Here is a 15,699-nt window from a genome sequence, read left to right on the forward strand (position 1 = left end):
CTTTGGCCATGTTGTGACCATCTTTAGATCGCGCTTGCCTTGTGCAATCGCGGGGGCACTAAGTGTTGCTGCTGCCGCACCTGCTGCTACACCCGTAGCTGCGCCCGTTAGAAACTTTCTACGATTCATTAAAATTGTCTCCCTGCTGAGATTTCCATTTTAGGAATATTATGAATTAGTAACTAAAAAGTGTGGCACAGAATAAGCAAGTTAGTTCGCGAGTGCAATAAATCCTGACATTTTAAAGGGGGGTATTATTGCATAATAGCACTTAAAATTATGCATAATCGTTTTATAGCAATGGGATAACGAGATGATTTAAAAGTATTACATCAGAATGATTAGGTGAATATAATGCTGTTATTCTTGTTATTTTCTTATATTGGGGATTAGGAAGCGTTAGACAGAGGAAATTCAGACCAGATTCCGCCTTGAAAAGCTTCAAGAGGTGTGAATTTAGATTTATAGGACATCTTCTGAGATTCTTTAATCCAATAGCCAAGATAAAGGTACCGCAGTTTTCTACGTTGTGATTCAGTGATTAGCCATAAAATCATATAGCTTCCCAGGCCTTTATTCGAATACTCAATGTCAAAAAAGCTATAAACAGCAGAAACACCCCCATGAACCCAGTCAATCAAGCACGCAGAGATCAGACGGTTGTCGGGCGCTCTGAATTCTATAATTTCTGTATCAATGGGGCTGGTTTCTATCATTTCTTTATAATCAGCCCATGACATATCGCTCATATCACCATCGCCATGACGTTGCTCGACATACGAACGGAAAAGTTCAAACTGTTCCTCTGTTGCCTTCGCCCGAAAAGCTTTGGCTTGAAGAGTTTGGTTTTTGTTCCAAACCCGACGTTGTGATTTGGTCATGTTGAAATCATTGGTACGAACACGAACAGAAAGACAATAATCAGAATTATTATAGAGGGGGCGATAAAGGTAATTATGACTACGTCGAAAACCAGACTTTATAAGTAAGTCATATTGCTGAATGGGTTCGTGATTTGAAAATTCGGTTACCAGTTTCCGTTCTTCTTCCCCTTCTTTGTAGGGGCAAGGTGAGGGAGGTGTTGTGAAGAACAATTGAGGTTTTGTGAACGTCATGCACCAAATACTTTGTTTTGTAATTTTGTTACCAAAGAATAAACAGGGCCGTTGCTCATGGTCAACGGCCCTGTTCTATTTGATACTGTAGTATTCAGTATATGAAAAGTTTATGTCAGTTTGCGCGCTAATTTCACAAATGGACCGGTTATGGCTTTTGGTAAATTTAAAACCAAAACGTCAGCTAGGGTATTAAGAAAGCTTTCTGCCCAACGAATTGCTGGGATCGTAAAGGTTAGAGCCATAATCGGTAGAATATGGATAGCCCCGCCAACCACAAGATCAGATAACCAGTGAGCGCCAGCTACAGCACGTGCTGTTCCGCCAAGTATAGCAATTGGAAGGGCGAGCCAGAAATATTTACGGCCAATTGCAAAATAAAAGAAGACACCATAAATTCCGGCAACGACAGCATGGTTACCAGGGAAACTATCATCGGCACTTACTTTTGCTTCTAGCCACGGAACAAGTTCATTCAGGTTATTAAACGTATCACTGAAAATCAAAGATGGGCTAAGAGATTCATAGGATCGGAAAGCATGTTTGGCGAAATAAACACCGACAATAATACCAATCCCCATAACCAGCATATGCCCTAAGCGTAAGCTAAGGGGGCGGCTTCTATCGCCTATAACATACCAAAGACAAGGAATTGCCATGATGAGGCCATTCATTTTGTCAAACACAGGGGTATTTGTTGCTGCCCAAAAGACTTGCCATGGTTCGCCCCAAGTCAGGGAGCCGTTAACGGCCCAGAAAAAATCAACACTCGCTGCGTGCCAAAGCTCACTTGTTGGTTCCCAGATATATGAAAGTCCGAAAAGAACGGCGATGGTAATTAAAATGGTGAAATTCTTTATTCGCCACTCGGTCCCAAGTAGTTCACGCTGCATTTTTATTTTTCTCAATAATAATCTGATAGGAATTATAGGTCTTTATTACCGAGAAAAGATCGATAAGACCAGACCAAAAGATGACAGATTTATTATGCTCGAATGCGGCTAAATTATGAAAGTCCGCAATTTTTCAAGTTTTATAGGATGAAACGTGTGAAAAACCCGTCGTCACTTTAAAATTTCATCAATCGTTGTCTTTGGGATTTCATCATTAACTACAACCGTATGGGTCAGAATGTCATGCAGCGTTCTTTTTTCTTCATTAAAAAAAGCAACGAGGAGGATCAAGAAGCTGGTTGCAGGAACAGTCAGGTAAAAAATCACTGTTGTCAGAAGGGCGTGTACCAACGTAACAGGCTTTCCATCCATCGTTATCATTTTGACACCCATAGCATTCATACCAGGTGTAGCACCTTGTTGAGACAAAAAATAACTATGATAAAGCAAGGGAATAAAGGACAGAAGAGCCAATAACGGCGAGAGGATACCAAAAGAAAGTATCGTTAATATAAAGGCAATAAAACCAGCGATCAGGCCTAATACAGCCAATATAATAAAATCGATTACATACGCAAAGCTTCGATCGAAAAGAACTCCTCTTGTATCAGAAGGGCTAATCCCAAATCTTAATCTCTGCGCTACTTTATTAAATCCAACAGCTTGTGTATCAGTCATCTCAAACAAATAAGATCATAAAGGAGGAGTTTCAAGTATAGTGTTTTCAAGTACTGGGTTATGTTGGGTCCGATGTAATCGTATCTACATTGATTGACTTCCCTTGATCCATCTTCTTCTTCAAGACTTCATCATCATCTTTGAGGAGAATAATTGAAATCCGTCGATTTATTTCAGCAGTTGGGTTTTCTTTGTCAAAAGGTTCTGTTGCAGCCAAACCCTCTACTGATGAAACCCGGTTATTGGCTAACCCAGCATCTATAAGTGCCCGTCGGCTTGCGTTAGCTCTTTCAGAAGAAAGTTCCCAGTTTGTGTATCCGTTCTCTGTTTTATAGGGCGTCGCATCCGTGTGCCCTTTGATCGCTATCTGCTGATCAATATCTTTAATAGCGTCGGCAACAAGGCCCAAAAGTTCTTTGGTGTGATCAAGCATATTAGACGCACCGCTTGGAAACATAGAAGTTCCATTCTGATCTACGAGCTGAATTCGAAGTCCGTCAGGTGTTCTATCAATCAGTAAATTTTCCTCTAGTCCGGCAAGTGCGGGGTTATCAGCTATTGCCGTCTTCAGTGCGACGGCAGTTTCTTCAAATTGTTTTTGTTCTTGTTCTCGCCGAAACTCTTCCAATTGTTCTTCGTCTGCTTTACCGTCACCTTTTAAGGGATCTTTTTCGGCATTTGGATCGATTTCTTCACTTTCCTCTTCTGGTGGCAATTGCATTTGCACGCCGATACTAGAGAATTGTGATACGAGTGCACCGTCTTTGGAAATAGATTGCCCCCCGAGCAATCCATCAGAACCACTTGTTGCTTTGGAAATATTGGAAGAGGGCGCAAAATAGTCTGCAATACCCAGCTTTTGTTCTTCTGTTGTTGCATTAAGCAACCAAAGTAAAAGAAAAAAGGCCATCATCGCAGTCACAAAGTCAGCATAAGCAACTTTCCAGGCCCCGCCGTGATGGCCGCCGTGGCCACCTTTCTTGACCTTCTTTATTATGACTACGCCTTGAGCTTCCTCAGCCATTCTTTTTTTCCGAATTAACTAACATCAATAAGATATCTAAAAATCTGGGTGAAATTATGAACATATACTAAATTATCAACAATACTGGGTATAGATTAACCCGGCGCAGGAAGCTCATTTGCCGCTTCTTCGACCTCATAGAAGCTTGGTCGAACATGGGACATAAGAGTTTTACGTGCGTATTCAACCGATACAGTAGGTGCATTGCCCGCCATGTGTGCCAGCAAACCGGCCTTTAGGCATTCATAATATCTGGAATCTTCTTCGGCGACTTTTGTAAAGGCAGATGCCATCGGGGATACAAAACCGTAAGCCGCAAGAATACCCGAAAACGTTCCAACAAGTGCCGCACCAATAAGTTTACCAAGAACTTCAGGTGGCTCACTAATGGATCCCATGGTGTGAATAACACCTAGAACAGCTGCCACAATACCAAGAGCTGGAAGACCGTCTCCCAACCCGGCAAGGGCGCCACCAACGTTGGCATCTTCCAAATGATGTACCTCTAGTTCCTGGTCCATCAAACCTTCTATTTCATGAGGATTATCAGCACCTAAACTCATTAAACGGAGATAGTCACAAACGAAAGCAACCGCATGATGGTCACCATGGAACTTTGGGAATTGCGAAAAGAGAGCAGACTCTTCTGGATTTTCAACATGTTGTTCAAGAGCCAGCATTCCTTTAGTTTTGGCCAGCTTGTAAACCTGATACTGCAAACAAAGCAGCTCTAAAAAATCTTCTTTCTTGTATGCGGGGCCTTTAACCATACGACCAAAGGCAGAGCCTATACCTTTTAGTGTTGCTTTGGAGTTGGCGCAAATTGTGGCTCCGACACCTGCACCAAGAATAATAACAAATTCAAATGGTTGCCAAAGAACACCCATGTGTCCGCCACCGGCCATATATCCACCGACAACACATGCACATACAATAATAATACCTAAAATAACTGTCATGACAGAAGTTCGATTCCTGTTTAAAAGCCTCTATTTCGCATCATCACGGAATAAGGTTAACAAGTCGTAATTATCTGTAAAAACGAGTTAAATAATCTTCAAATTTTATATGAATATTTTGATCTTAACTAAAACGTCTTCGTTTGCGGATTAGCTTGGGTAATAGCTCTACCATTAAAATGGCACTTAAAATTAAAGCACAACCAATCATACCGTTAGTTTCCAACCTTTCACCGAGAATAAGTGCCCCGGCAATGGCTGCAAAAACTGTTTCCATACTTAGAATCAAGGCAGCATCTGCAGGTTGGGTATGGGCTTGCCCCACAACTTGAAGGGTAAAAGCAATGCCAACAGATAAAATACCTGCATAAGCGATGAACCAAAATGCAGATTTGAGTATCTCCAGCGTTATCGTTTCCAAGGCAAGGGCAAAGAACGTTGCGATTATTGCCGAGACTGCAAATTGTACAGCAGCAAGTGTTAGTGGCATAGACGTACGGGAGGCAACCAGACCAACCAAGAGAACATGTAGGCCCCAAAAAATGGTTGATGTCAGGATAAGCGCATCCCCGTATCCCAGTTGCAGACTTGAATCAACGCCACTGATAAGGGTAGTTCCCGAAAAGGAGCAGGCGATAGCGACCCAGGTAATCCAGTGTGGTTTTTTGCGGAAAATTATAAGGCCAAGAAGGGGAACCATCGGGACATAAAGAGCTGTCAAAAAGCCGGCATTGGTAACCGTTGTATGAATGATACCATATTGCTGAATAATTGTTGCCGTGAAGAGTATGACCCCAATGATCCCCATGAGAACTAAATCTTTTGTTGTGATCGCAAGAAAAGGTTTTTCTTTGATCAAAGCTTTTTTCTTTTTCCATTCTCTCAAGGCAAGAGGAAGGACAACAAGAAATCCAAGAAAAAAACGAGCCGAGGTAAAGCTCATCGGACCAATAACATCCATAGACACATGTTGGACAACAAAAGTTGATCCCCAGATAGCTGCGGCCACTAACAGTATAAGGTTAGCTTGGATACGGGACATGACCTTTGAACTCACAACAATACATACAAAGAGGTTCACATATCTGCTTTTATATACTGTTACAAGTGCGACATTCTCCATTGTATAATTTTGGCGAGAATTGGGAAAATGTTATGGTAAAAGAGGTCGCTTTCAGAATACTTTAGCGTTTTCATGGGTAATATGTCGTGATGCGTAAAAATTCTGTTGTTTTCTGTGTTACTTTATTTGTAGGGTGCCGTTGCGTCCATAAGGGCAAAGAATACAGACTTATTTGGAATAGAGTACTGGGGTATGGCATTTAACTCTAATGAGTTTCGCAAGGTTTTGGGAAATTTTGCTACAGGTGTGACTGTTGTCACAACTCGTGACCAATCAGGCATTCCCCATGGTCTAACAGCGAATTCCTTTTCTTCTGTCTCTCTTGAACCACCTTTGGTTTTATTCTGTATTGATAAACGATCAAACTGTCTGCCAGCATTCAATGAAGCAGATGCATTTGCCATCAATGTTTTAACCGATGGGCAAAAAGATATTTCCGACCGTTTTGCCTTTTCAGAAGAGAGATGGGAAGGGGTTAAAACCCGCACTCTGAAAACTGGTGTCCCAATTTTGGAAGACTGTCTGGCTAATCTGGACTGTTCAATGTACGCGCAATACGATGCGGGCGATCATGTTATTGTCGTTGGTAAAGTAGAAGAGACACTAATCCAAAACGAAGGTGATCCACTTTTATATTTCCGTGGAAAATATCGTGGCGTTCATATTGAATAAATAGTTTAAAATGTGTTTGTAGAATATTGATTTTAATTACTTAAGTGCAAATTTTAGATCATTAATTAGATCATTGCTATCTTCAACACCAACAGATAGTCTTATCAAATTATCTGTTATGCCAATTGCTTGTCTGTGCTCTGGTGACACTGCAGCATGGGTCATGGATGCGGGGTGTTCAACCAGACTTTCTACGCCTCCCAGGCTTACCGCGAGAGCAAAAAGGTCAACTCGCTCAAGGAAGCGTCTGCTTTCTTCTAACCCACCTTTGAGCGTGAAAGTGACAATGCCACCGCCTGATTTCATTTGCTGCTTACACAGTTCATGTTGTGGGTGGCTCGGCAGTCCGGGGTACCAAACCCTTTCAACTTGATCTTGGTTTTCCAGAAACTGTGCGATTTTCAGCGCATTATGACAATGACGTTCCATACGTAATGCAAGTGTTTTCAGGCCTCTCAGCGCAAGGAAAGAATCAAAAGGTCCCTGAATTGCCCCCAATGCATTTTGTAAATATTTGATTTTATCACATAGTTCAGGGTTTTCACCGACAACCAAGACACCCCCAATCATATCAGAGTGGCCGTTTAGATATTTAGTTGCCGAATGCATAACCATATCAATCCCCAATTCTAGCGGGCGCTGAACCCACGGAGAACAAAAGGTATTATCACAGACCGTTATTATACCGTGTTGCTTGGCAATAGAAGCTATAGCCTGTAGATCGACAAGCTGAAGAAGAGGGTTGGTCGGTGTTTCTATCCAGATCATTTTCGTTTCTGGTTTCAGAGCAGCTTTTAAGGTGTCGATTGAAGTTAAATCTACAAAATCAATTTCCAGACCTGCCGAACGTGGCCGCACATCACGGAACAGACGATGTGTTCCCCCGTAAAGATCATGCATGGCAATGACATGAGAGCCACAATCCAACAAGTCCAACGTAGTACTGATCGCTGCAAGGCCCGAGGCAAAAGCTAATCCTAACTCACCACTTTCCAAGTCGGCGATACAACGCTCATAAGCCTGACGGGTCGGATTTTCTGTACGGCTATACATGTAGCCTTTATTCACACCCAATCCGTCCTGTACATAAGTAGAGGTCGCATAAATTGGTTGCATGATAGCCCCTGTGCTTGGGTCAGGACTTTGTCCCGCGTGAATTGTGCGGGTTGCAAAAGACAATCGATTGGATTTATTGGGGCTATCAGACATTAAACAACTTTTGATAATTATGATTTTAAATCGCTAATAATCTGGAACACTGCCTTTTCAGGGTTGCTTTGGCAAGTGGCAACGGTTTTTTCTAAAATTAATTCAATGGATTTTTCGTCCATAAGTTGTTTTTGGGCTGCACCGGAAAAATAGCCATCTAACCAGAAAGCAAAAGATATCAATTCGTCGGTATTATCAAATTCAGAGCATGTGATCTTTTTGAAAGGTAGCTCTTCTGCAGCAAGTGGCAGAGTTAATGTAAATAGTGATGTAATTAGTGAAAATGTGAGAAGAAATTTACACTTGAGTTTCATTGTCGATATCCTTACGAAAAATGAAGAAAATAACGTTGGCACCTGACAGTAGCCTGATTAAAAGGAGCAAAATCCCCTTTTAATATAAACATGATATAATAATATTAATCGGTTGATCTCGAAGATAAAATTCGAGTTGAAATACCCATTTCAACTAGGCATTCAACGATTTCATCGACGTGTTCACTATCACGGGTCTCAATGATAAAATCTATTTCGACCATTTTTGCAGGCACATCGTAAAAATGCCTTTGATGCATTACGTCGATAATATTGCCGCGGGCTTTCCCGATTTCACTCGATATTTTTGCTAACAAACCGGGTTGATCGACCATCTCAGTTCTAATTCGAACCAAACGCCCATCACGCATCAGGCCACGCATTAACAAGCCAGACAACATTCGAGCATCAATATTACCGCCACAGATAACCGTCGCAATCTTTTTGCCTTTAAACTTTTCCGGATTGTTTAAAATAGCAGCAACGCCTGTTGCTCCTGCACCTTCTGAAACAACCTTCTGTTCTTCAACAAGGGTCAGGATAGCTGTTTCAATTTGACTTTCATCGACAAGAAAAATTTCTTCTACTAGTTGGTCAATAATCTCGCGGGTAATTACCCCTGGTTCTTTAACGGCAATACCATCAGCCATGGTCGATCCGCCAGATGTCGCAGGCTGATGCTTTATTGCTTGTGACATTGACGGGAACAGGTTTGCTTCAACACCATAGAGTTTGATATCTGGATTGATTGCAGTTGCGGCCAGCGAAATACCAGACAAGATACCGCCGCCACCGATAGGAACGATAATTGCGTCCAGATCGGGTTGTTCTTCCAACATTTCCAAGCCAATTGTTCCTTGGCCAGCAATCACATGCTCATCATCATAGGGATGAACAAAAGTCAGGCCATCTTTTGCAACGATTTCATCAACAACCTTGCGAGAATCATCTAAAGTTTCACCTGACAGAATAACCTTGGCACCAAGAGCACGGGTTCGTTCAATCTTACTGAACGGGGCCGTTTCAGGCATAACAATTGTGGCCGGTATGCCCATACGATTAGCGTGCAGAGCAACGCCTTGTGCATGGTTACCCGCAGACATAGCTATTACACCTTTTTCTTTTTGCGCGTCTGTCAGGTTTTTAATGCGATAAAGAGCACCACGGTCCTTAAATGATCCGCTAAATTGCTGGCTTTCCAATTTAAGGTAAAGCTCGCATCCAAGTATTTTAGAGAGCCGCTTAGCATGCACAAAGGGTGTTCTAACCACATCACCGCGTATTTCATCCGCCGCTTGTCGGATATCGTCTATTGTTACTGTCACCCTATCAATCCTAATTTTTTTAGTTTAGTTCTTATTTATTATTCAGCATTAAACGCTGATTTTGACCACTTGTGTTTTTCCCATCCAGTTTCACATAATTTCCATCGCGCCAACGTAATAGGAAATTACCGTAAAACTTTGACAGTGGGTTCCCCGATTGTCCTGTTGCAATTAAGAACCTTGAATTATCAAGGTTATCCAGATCATAAACTGCCCGATAAGAGGGGCCGTGAACATTCGGAAAACGCCATAAATTACCACTTTTCATTGACGGGCTTGCACGATTAACCGTGTCATGCCCGCCCGGCGTGGCGATCTTTAGTTTTAATAGCTCACCTAAAATCGGAATTCTATCAAAAATTTGATGTTGAAAAGTTGTTGAATGTAACTCTCCCCAAGTATTGTCTTTTTCCAGTTGAGTATAATTAGAAGCAACTCTGCGCAGGCTTTCTGTCATCTGGGCGACACAGTTATCTTCATTGACGAGCTTTTCCCCATATACACACCAAGAATTAGGACTTTCAACTAACCGCCTTTGTAAGCGTAAAATATTTGGTGTTTGAAAAGAACTTGCATCTGTAGGAAGGTTTCCAAAAGCGGCCTGGTTTAACCAATATATCCAGTGATAAAAAATGGCTGGTTCAGTTGCATCTAGAGTTAACTGCCCATCCCAACGTGAAAGTTTTTGTTTTATGGCTTCACTTTTCAGATCAGCCGCAGGTGTATCCGATAAAATGTCTAACATTTCCAATGCGGCAATCGATAGAGTGTCCATTTGAATAGCCAAATTATCATCTACGGACAGTTTAGCTTTTTTATCAAGCAGTTGATGTATTCGCTTTGCGCGATAGGAATTAGGCCAATCTTTTGCAATCAAGTAAGGATAATCATCGCCGATAAGTTTATTGTTTGCAGTAACGAGCTTCTGATCGCGGGGGTTTAAGCTTTGTGGCAGATCCTTGAACGGTACGATGCCAATCCAGTCATTTTCTTGCGTCCAACCAGAAACCGGGTAACGGCCATCACCTTGTTGTCGAACAGGAACTCGCCCCGGTGCCATTAATTGAATGTTACCCTGACGATCTGCCATGACCAATGTTTGCTGAGGAGAATGAAAATTCTTTACGGCTTGTGCGAAGTCTTTGGCATCTGTTGCAAAGTTGATGTCATACAGTGCCTGAGCTGTCAGGTCGTCTTCGCGTAGTGCAGTCCAGGCAAGAGCTAAAAGATGTTCATCTGTTTTATTGCCAGAGTTATTCAATATAGGGGAATTACTCAGTACAGGAGTAAGGATTGGTCCATGGCGTGATTTACGTACCGGAAATGCTTGAGAAGGTTGATCCTTAACTAATATTGTCTCGATCTTTTCCTTAAAATCCTTATATCCCTCAGGTGTTAGATATTGGTTCGGATTATCCGGATTAACCTGTTCAATAAACAAATCCTGTGTATCACTGTGCGTCGTGGTGAACCCCCAAGCAATGTGACTGTTGTGTCCCAATATAATAAACGGAACGCCCGGGGAACTTGCCCCGGCCCAGGTGTAATCTGGCGTTTCTATTCGAACCAGATACCAAGGACCCGGCGCATCCAAGGCAAGATGAGGATCGTTGGCCAGAATTGGTTTCCCCGTTGCAGTTTTATCGCCAGAAACGACCCATGCATTTGATGCATCTTTCGGTGCTAAGGTCCAGGGTAGGGGATGCCCCCCAGCAAAGATTTCTTTTTGAGAAGCTTTAGACAGGTCCAACTGAGGGATAATCGTCGGATCATTATTATCTTGAGGCCAAAGGTCATCTATGTCTTCAGTCGGCAGATGCTGTAGGAGCCTTTGGCGCAAGAGTTCGCGGTTAAAATTATCAGAAAGCTGGAGCCCCATAAGCCGTCCCCATAACAAGGAATCTGTCGGCCTCCATTCTTCTGGTTGGTAGTTTAATAGATGGAATTCAGGTGAAAGCGTTGATGCATGATTACTGATGTATTCATTGACGCCAGCGCTATAGGCTTCAAAAGCTTTTTGTACTTTGGGGGGGAGCATTTCATAGTTTGATTCAACAAGCTTTTGAAAACCCAAAGTACGCATAAACTTGTCGATATTCAGCGTTGCTTCACCAACGACTTCTGACAGTCTTCCCGAACCAGCTCTGCGCATGAAATCCATTTGCCAAAGCCGATCCTGTGCGTGGACAAAGCCAAGTGCCTTGTATGCATCGCTTGTGTTTTGAGCCTTGATGGTTACCAGCCCGTCCGTATCGCGAATAACCTCGACCTTCTTTTGTAAGCTCTCTATCTGGATACTACCTGTAAGCTGCGGGAGAGATCCGCGCATCCAAAAGAACATTCCTGTCATAAACAGAAAGAGACAGAGGAATATTCCAGCAAGGCTCAAAAAGAGAATTTTAAGTTTACGAGGCATTATAATTCCATACAGCAAACAAATAAAATCAGAGAGTAAAAATTAGAATATATAATAAGGTGATTGAACCTTGTCACATGTTGCTTATTATGTCGCTTCTTATTTGATTTCTATTTCAAGACACGAACCAAATCAGATCAATGGGCCGATTGTAATAACGGACCTTGAAATTGTTCGTGATAAAGGGGAACAGGCATGGCCGGAAATTCATCCAAAATGGTCATCTTCGCAGCAATGGCCGGAAACGGCTTGATTGCAATAACAAAGGCAATTGCGGCTGCGTACACAGGCAGCTCTGCTATGTTCAGCGAAGCTATCCATTCAGCGGTAGATACTGGGAACCAAGGGTTGTTGCTTTACGGTTTGCATCGTGCAAAACGCTCTCCGGATCAAAGACACCCCTATGGGTATGGTCGTGAATTGTATTTCTGGGCCTTTGTCGTTGCCTTATTGGTTTTTGCCATTGGTTCAGGTGTTTCCATATACGAAGGTATCCATAAAATTATGGATCCAGAACCTATTCAAAACCCTATGGTTAACTTTGTTGTGCTCGGCGCCGCGCTCGTTTTTGAAGGGGCTGCCTGGTATATTGCCTTCAAAGAATTTAAAAGGTCCGTAAAGGGAAGTAATTATTTTGCAGCTGTTGCAACAAGTAAAGATCCGTCAATTTTTGCGGTCTTGTTGGAAGACTCAGCTGCTATGCTAGGTTTGATGGTCGCATTGATTGGACTTGGTCTAGGCTTGTGGTTGGATATTCCTGAACTCGATGGTGTTGCGTCTGTCGTTATTGGTATTTTACTTGCTACCATCGCGTGGGTTTTGGCCTACGAGACAAAAGGACTTTTAATCGGAGAAGGGGCTGATCCTGAAATTGAAAGATCAATCCGTCGCATTATCGCCCATCATCCAGAAGTGCTTAGAACCAACGAAATCCTTTCACTACAAAATGGTCCCATGGATATTCTGGTTACTCTGTCGCTTGACTTTAAGGATGATATTTCATCGCAGGAAGTCGAAGCCGTTATTTCCAAAATGGAACGGCAAATCAGAACCACACATGCGGATGTCAGGAAGGTCTTCATCGAAGCACAGAGCTGGAGAGGGCACAATCGGGCTGCGAACAGCAACTAGCACAATAAAAAAGGTTCTCGTTCCATGCTTTCATCGAGTTAACTTAAAAGAATAATCATTTAGTCCTTTAAGTTAAGGCAATCATAGTTTTGCTGCTATTAAGTTGTATTGCTGTAACAAGGGGCTTTAAAAGTTGGTAGAAAGCTTTTGTATTGGTCTTGAATATATCAGGATCATCATCAAGTGTGATTTAACACATTCTGATCTTTAAGGGTATTAATGATGGCGAACGAAAATCTGGCAACTGTAAGTACTTTATCACAGCTATCCGGTGCATGGCGGGATATCGCCCAGACGGCCGCGCGCAGCGTTGGACTTTCTAGTTCTGATTCATCCATTAAGACAAAAAACATCAAAAAAATGATGGATGAATGCCTGAATGGTCCAGGTGGTGATGTTTCTGCCAGAATGCGGACAGCGGATCTTGGCAGAACCTATCTGGACCTTGACCTTGATGGGAAACGTGTTTTTCTAAAAACGCTTGCAGAAGATTTTTGTGCCAATGATGATTTGATTAAATCAACCATCAATGAATACCAAACAGCAAAAGACGAAGCTGAACGTATTATTGCAGCCTATCATCTAAGACAGGCTTCCGCCCCTGACAGGTTAAAGTTATTGATGCAATTCAATGCCTTACCAAATGGCGTGAAGTTTCTGGTTGATATCCGGGATGATCTTTTAAAGATAAAAGGCAAAGACCCATATCTCAACGCTTTGGATCGTGACCTACAACAGCTTTTAAATTCTTGGTTCGATACAGGCTTTCTCGATCTTGTCGAAATGAACTGGCATACATCTGCCGCACTTTTAGAGAAACTGATCGCGTACGAAGCAGTACATGAAATAGATTCCTGGGAAGACCTTCGTAACCGATTGGATTCAGACCGTCGTTGTTACGCGCTTTTCCATCCCCGTATGCCTGACGAACCACTCGCTTTTGTCGAGGTTGCGTTGGTGAAGGGTTTGGCAGAAAACGTTCAGGCGCTATTAGACGTTGAAGCCCCGCTTGGGAACCCACGAAATGCAGACACGGCTATTTTTTATTCCATAACCAATACGCAAACCGGATTACGCGGTATATCCTTTGGTGAACACCTGATCAAACAGGTTGTGCAGCACCTGTCCCATGAAATGCCGTGGATAAAAAACTATGCGACCTTATCGCCTGTTCCCGATTTCAGGGCATGGCTTGCCGATCTTGATGCAAGTTTCTACGAAGACGCCGTCACAAGTGATGAAATGGAGCGTCTAAAGGCAAAGACAGGGGCAGATGTTGCCAAGACAGCTATATTTCTCTGTTTTCAAGACCAAAACTGGTATGAAGATAAAGAACTCAGCGAGCTTTTACGCGGTCCACTCAGACGTTTGTGCGTCGCTTATTTCCATGAAAAAGATCATAAAGGCCGCGCATTGGATCCTGTGGCACGGTTCCACCTTAAAAACGGTGCACAGCTAAACCAGATCAACTGGTTGGGTGATACGTCTGAAAAAGGAATATCGCAAGCAAGCGGCATTATGGTCAACTACCGTTATGATCTGGCTGATATCGAGAAAAACCACGAAAGGTTTATGAACGACGGCTCTGTTGTTATGAGCTCACAGGTGCGGAGCTATCTAAAGCAGCTCGGTGGTGAGTTAGGTGCAGAAAGTACTTTTGCAAAGTTAAAACGTACAATTGCCGGATAAAGTACGAGATCCAAATTTAACAGAAGGTGAGGGACCGCTATTTAAAACGAGGCCCTTTAGAACCTAACGTCTTAATCGTAGCTCCTTATAACGTAGCTTTGATGGCGAGTTTTGCCCACGCCCTTAATCCGTCAATATCATCCAGAATGTCGGTAGGGACTTCGTAATATTTTTTGACCTGTACCCGACCGTTTTTTGTTAAATAGCTAAAAGGCTCTGATCCATAATTCAGGTATTCAGAAAGGCTGTCCGGGCAGACCCTGAAATACAGCCTGTTTTTCATGATCATACAGAACTTCTTGTTTTTGTATTTGATAGATTTACCACCAAAGAACCGCCCTATTTTTAAGTCACCCAACGGTTCAAGTTGTTCCAGAATATATCGAGAGAAGTTATTCTTATGATCATCAGGCTTTTGCAGCATTAAGACGCTTTCCCCAAAATCATATCCACTTCATCATTGATGATCTGCTCTATTTCTTTGCGCCGTAGTCCCGCCCGAACCAGAACAAGAATACCCTGGTAAAAAATGAGCAGGCGTGTCGCTGCTTGTTGTGGGGAAGGGTGCTTGGCTATTTTCCCTTTTTCGACACAACGAATAATCTGTCTTTTGAACGCAGCTTCTAAAAGGGAAAATCCAGTATCTAGTTCTTGCGTTATATGTCTGCGTCTGTTGTTAAACTCGACTGCCGTGTTGGTTAATAAACATCCATTTTCCTGACCACCAAGCTCATTAAGCAATGAATGGAAAAGATCTTTCAAACCTGCAAGCGGATCATCTGCCTGATCCAAAAATCTGCTGATCCGATTTCGCACAACGTTATTGTTGTAATAACCAATCGCGATATCAAAAAGAGATTCCTTGCCGCCAAAAGAATTATAAAGGCTTCCCGATGTTAAACCCGTTGCCTTTTCAAGGTCTTTAACCGTGGTTGCTTCATACCCTTTTTCACGAAAGATATTTGCGACTTTCGCAAGGGTCTCTTTTTCATTAAATGATAAATTTCGGCCCATTTAATTTCCATAAAATTTTAGATTGTTTGTTTTAAAATGAATATTCTAAAATAATAATAATTTCAAGTTAAATATATTTTCTAATGATAACAGTGTACTAACTAAAATATCTCGCGTGGCTTAAAAAATATGATGTA

Annotated in this window: 16 protein-coding genes; 3 read left to right on the top strand and 13 right to left on the bottom strand. The window is 42.3% G+C overall.

The window, feature by feature from the left end; genetic code table 11:
* The 7 genes from ACN0QW_RS18740 to ACN0QW_RS18770 form a co-directional block, all read right to left on the bottom strand.
* A partial coding sequence (locus tag ACN0QW_RS18740; protein WP_417433765.1) for a twin-arginine translocation signal domain-containing protein occupies window positions 1-129 on the bottom strand: 129 nt, incomplete at its 3' end.
* A gap of 260 nt (window positions 130-389) precedes the next feature.
* Complete coding sequence (locus ACN0QW_RS18745; protein ID WP_417433713.1) at window positions 390-1,115, bottom strand: arginyltransferase; 726 nt, start codon at window positions 1,113-1,115, stop codon at window positions 390-392.
* A 110-nt stretch (window positions 1,116-1,225) separates the two neighbouring features.
* The gene (locus tag ACN0QW_RS18750) at window positions 1,226-2,008 is read right to left on the bottom strand and encodes a phosphatase PAP2 family protein (RefSeq protein ID WP_417433715.1); all 783 of its coding nucleotides are present in this window, start codon (window positions 2,006-2,008) and stop codon (window positions 1,226-1,228) included.
* Between the two features lie 171 nt (window positions 2,009-2,179).
* Window positions 2,180-2,686, bottom strand: coding sequence for an RDD family protein (locus tag ACN0QW_RS18755; RefSeq protein WP_417433717.1), 507 nt, complete (start codon window positions 2,684-2,686; stop codon window positions 2,180-2,182).
* A 58-nt stretch (window positions 2,687-2,744) separates the two neighbouring features.
* The gene (gene motB, locus ACN0QW_RS18760; RefSeq protein WP_417433719.1) at window positions 2,745-3,710 is read right to left on the bottom strand and encodes a flagellar motor protein MotB; all 966 of its coding nucleotides are present in this window, start codon (window positions 3,708-3,710) and stop codon (window positions 2,745-2,747) included.
* 95 nt (window positions 3,711-3,805) lie between these two features.
* Window positions 3,806-4,669 (bottom strand): flagellar motor stator protein MotA, encoded by an 864-nt coding sequence (gene motA, locus ACN0QW_RS18765; protein ID WP_299379787.1) that lies wholly within the window; start codon window positions 4,667-4,669, stop codon window positions 3,806-3,808.
* Window positions 4,670-4,793: 124 nt separating this feature from the next.
* On the bottom strand, window positions 4,794-5,711 hold the full coding sequence (locus ACN0QW_RS18770) for a DMT family transporter (RefSeq protein ID WP_417433721.1): 918 nt from the start codon (window positions 5,709-5,711) through the stop codon (window positions 4,794-4,796).
* 273 nt (window positions 5,712-5,984) lie between these two features.
* On the opposite strand from ACN0QW_RS18770, the gene ACN0QW_RS18775 reads away from it, so the two are divergent.
* Window positions 5,985-6,464 carry a flavin reductase family protein gene (locus ACN0QW_RS18775; RefSeq protein WP_417433723.1) on the top strand — a complete coding sequence of 160 codons (480 nt, stop codon included), beginning with the start codon at window positions 5,985-5,987 and terminating at the stop codon, window positions 6,462-6,464.
* A 36-nt stretch (window positions 6,465-6,500) separates the two neighbouring features.
* Here the strand turns inward: ACN0QW_RS18775 and ACN0QW_RS18780 are convergent, their stop codons facing one another.
* The 4 genes from ACN0QW_RS18780 to ACN0QW_RS18795 all read right to left on the bottom strand — a co-directional run bounded on the left by ACN0QW_RS18780 (window position 6,501) and on the right by ACN0QW_RS18795 (window position 11,728).
* On the bottom strand, window positions 6,501-7,673 hold the full coding sequence (locus ACN0QW_RS18780; RefSeq protein WP_417433725.1) for a trans-sulfuration enzyme family protein: 1,173 nt from the start codon (window positions 7,671-7,673) through the stop codon (window positions 6,501-6,503).
* 17 nt (window positions 7,674-7,690) lie between these two features.
* Window positions 7,691-7,987, bottom strand: coding sequence for an HdeA/HdeB family chaperone (locus ACN0QW_RS18785; protein WP_417433727.1), 297 nt, complete (start codon window positions 7,985-7,987; stop codon window positions 7,691-7,693).
* Between the two features lie 104 nt (window positions 7,988-8,091).
* Complete coding sequence (locus tag ACN0QW_RS18790) at window positions 8,092-9,312, bottom strand: threonine ammonia-lyase (protein ID WP_417433728.1); 1,221 nt, start codon at window positions 9,310-9,312, stop codon at window positions 8,092-8,094.
* A 31-nt stretch (window positions 9,313-9,343) separates the two neighbouring features.
* Window positions 9,344-11,728, bottom strand: coding sequence for a penicillin acylase family protein (locus ACN0QW_RS18795; RefSeq protein WP_417433729.1), 2,385 nt, complete (start codon window positions 11,726-11,728; stop codon window positions 9,344-9,346).
* A gap of 195 nt (window positions 11,729-11,923) precedes the next feature.
* On the opposite strand from ACN0QW_RS18795, the gene ACN0QW_RS18800 reads away from it, so the two are divergent.
* Both ACN0QW_RS18800 and ACN0QW_RS18805 read left to right on the top strand, forming a co-directional pair.
* On the top strand, window positions 11,924-12,859 hold the full coding sequence (locus tag ACN0QW_RS18800) for a cation diffusion facilitator family transporter (protein ID WP_417433731.1): 936 nt from the start codon (window positions 11,924-11,926) through the stop codon (window positions 12,857-12,859).
* Between the two features lie 219 nt (window positions 12,860-13,078).
* Window positions 13,079-14,548, top strand: a complete 1,470-nt coding sequence (locus ACN0QW_RS18805) for a malonyl-CoA decarboxylase (RefSeq protein WP_417433733.1) — start codon at window positions 13,079-13,081, stop codon at window positions 14,546-14,548.
* 85 nt (window positions 14,549-14,633) lie between these two features.
* On the opposite strand, the gene ACN0QW_RS18810 is transcribed toward ACN0QW_RS18805, so the two are convergent.
* A complete protein-coding gene (locus ACN0QW_RS18810; protein WP_417433735.1) occupies window positions 14,634-14,972 on the bottom strand; it encodes a TfoX/Sxy family protein in 339 nt (112 codons plus the stop codon).
* Window positions 14,972-15,562: a TetR/AcrR family transcriptional regulator gene (locus ACN0QW_RS18815; RefSeq protein ID WP_417433737.1), complete on the bottom strand. Its 591-nt coding sequence runs from the start codon at window positions 15,560-15,562 to the stop codon at window positions 14,972-14,974. Before ACN0QW_RS18815 ends, ACN0QW_RS18810 begins: the two co-directional genes overlap by 1 nt.
* Between the last annotated feature and the right edge of the window lie 137 nt (window positions 15,563-15,699).

The organism is Kiloniella sp. (genome assembly GCF_048259265.1).
Classification (GTDB): Bacteria; Pseudomonadota; Alphaproteobacteria; order Kiloniellales; family Kiloniellaceae; genus Kiloniella.

Bases quoted from the DNA above. Each gene is read 5' to 3' on its own strand.
- ACN0QW_RS18745 (WP_417433713.1), bottom strand. From the start codon at position 1,115: ATGACGTTCACAAAACCTCAATTGTTCTTCACAACACCTCCCTCACCT.
- ACN0QW_RS18750 (WP_417433715.1), bottom strand. From the start codon at position 2,008: ATGCAGCGTGAACTACTTGGGACCGAGTGGCGAATAAAGAATTTCACC.
- ACN0QW_RS18755 (WP_417433717.1), bottom strand. From the start codon at position 2,686: ATGACTGATACACAAGCTGTTGGATTTAATAAAGTAGCGCAGAGATTA.
- motB (WP_417433719.1), bottom strand. From the start codon at position 3,710: ATGGCTGAGGAAGCTCAAGGCGTAGTCATAATAAAGAAGGTCAAGAAA.
- motA (WP_299379787.1), bottom strand. From the start codon at position 4,669: ATGACAGTTATTTTAGGTATTATTATTGTATGTGCATGTGTTGTCGGT.
- ACN0QW_RS18770 (WP_417433721.1), bottom strand. From the start codon at position 5,711: ATGTCCCGTATCCAAGCTAACCTTATACTGTTAGTGGCCGCAGCTATC.
- ACN0QW_RS18775 (WP_417433723.1), top strand. From the start codon at position 5,985: ATGGCATTTAACTCTAATGAGTTTCGCAAGGTTTTGGGAAATTTTGCT.
- ACN0QW_RS18780 (WP_417433725.1), bottom strand. From the start codon at position 7,673: ATGTCTGATAGCCCCAATAAATCCAATCGATTGTCTTTTGCAACCCGC.
- ACN0QW_RS18785 (WP_417433727.1), bottom strand. From the start codon at position 7,987: ATGAAACTCAAGTGTAAATTTCTTCTCACATTTTCACTAATTACATCA.
- ACN0QW_RS18795 (WP_417433729.1), bottom strand. From the start codon at position 11,728: ATGCCTCGTAAACTTAAAATTCTCTTTTTGAGCCTTGCTGGAATATTC.
- ACN0QW_RS18800 (WP_417433731.1), top strand. From the start codon at position 11,924: ATGGCCGGAAATTCATCCAAAATGGTCATCTTCGCAGCAATGGCCGGA.
- ACN0QW_RS18805 (WP_417433733.1), top strand. From the start codon at position 13,079: ATGATGGCGAACGAAAATCTGGCAACTGTAAGTACTTTATCACAGCTA.
- ACN0QW_RS18810 (WP_417433735.1), bottom strand. From the start codon at position 14,972: ATGCTGCAAAAGCCTGATGATCATAAGAATAACTTCTCTCGATATATT.
- ACN0QW_RS18815 (WP_417433737.1), bottom strand. From the start codon at position 15,562: ATGGGCCGAAATTTATCATTTAATGAAAAAGAGACCCTTGCGAAAGTC.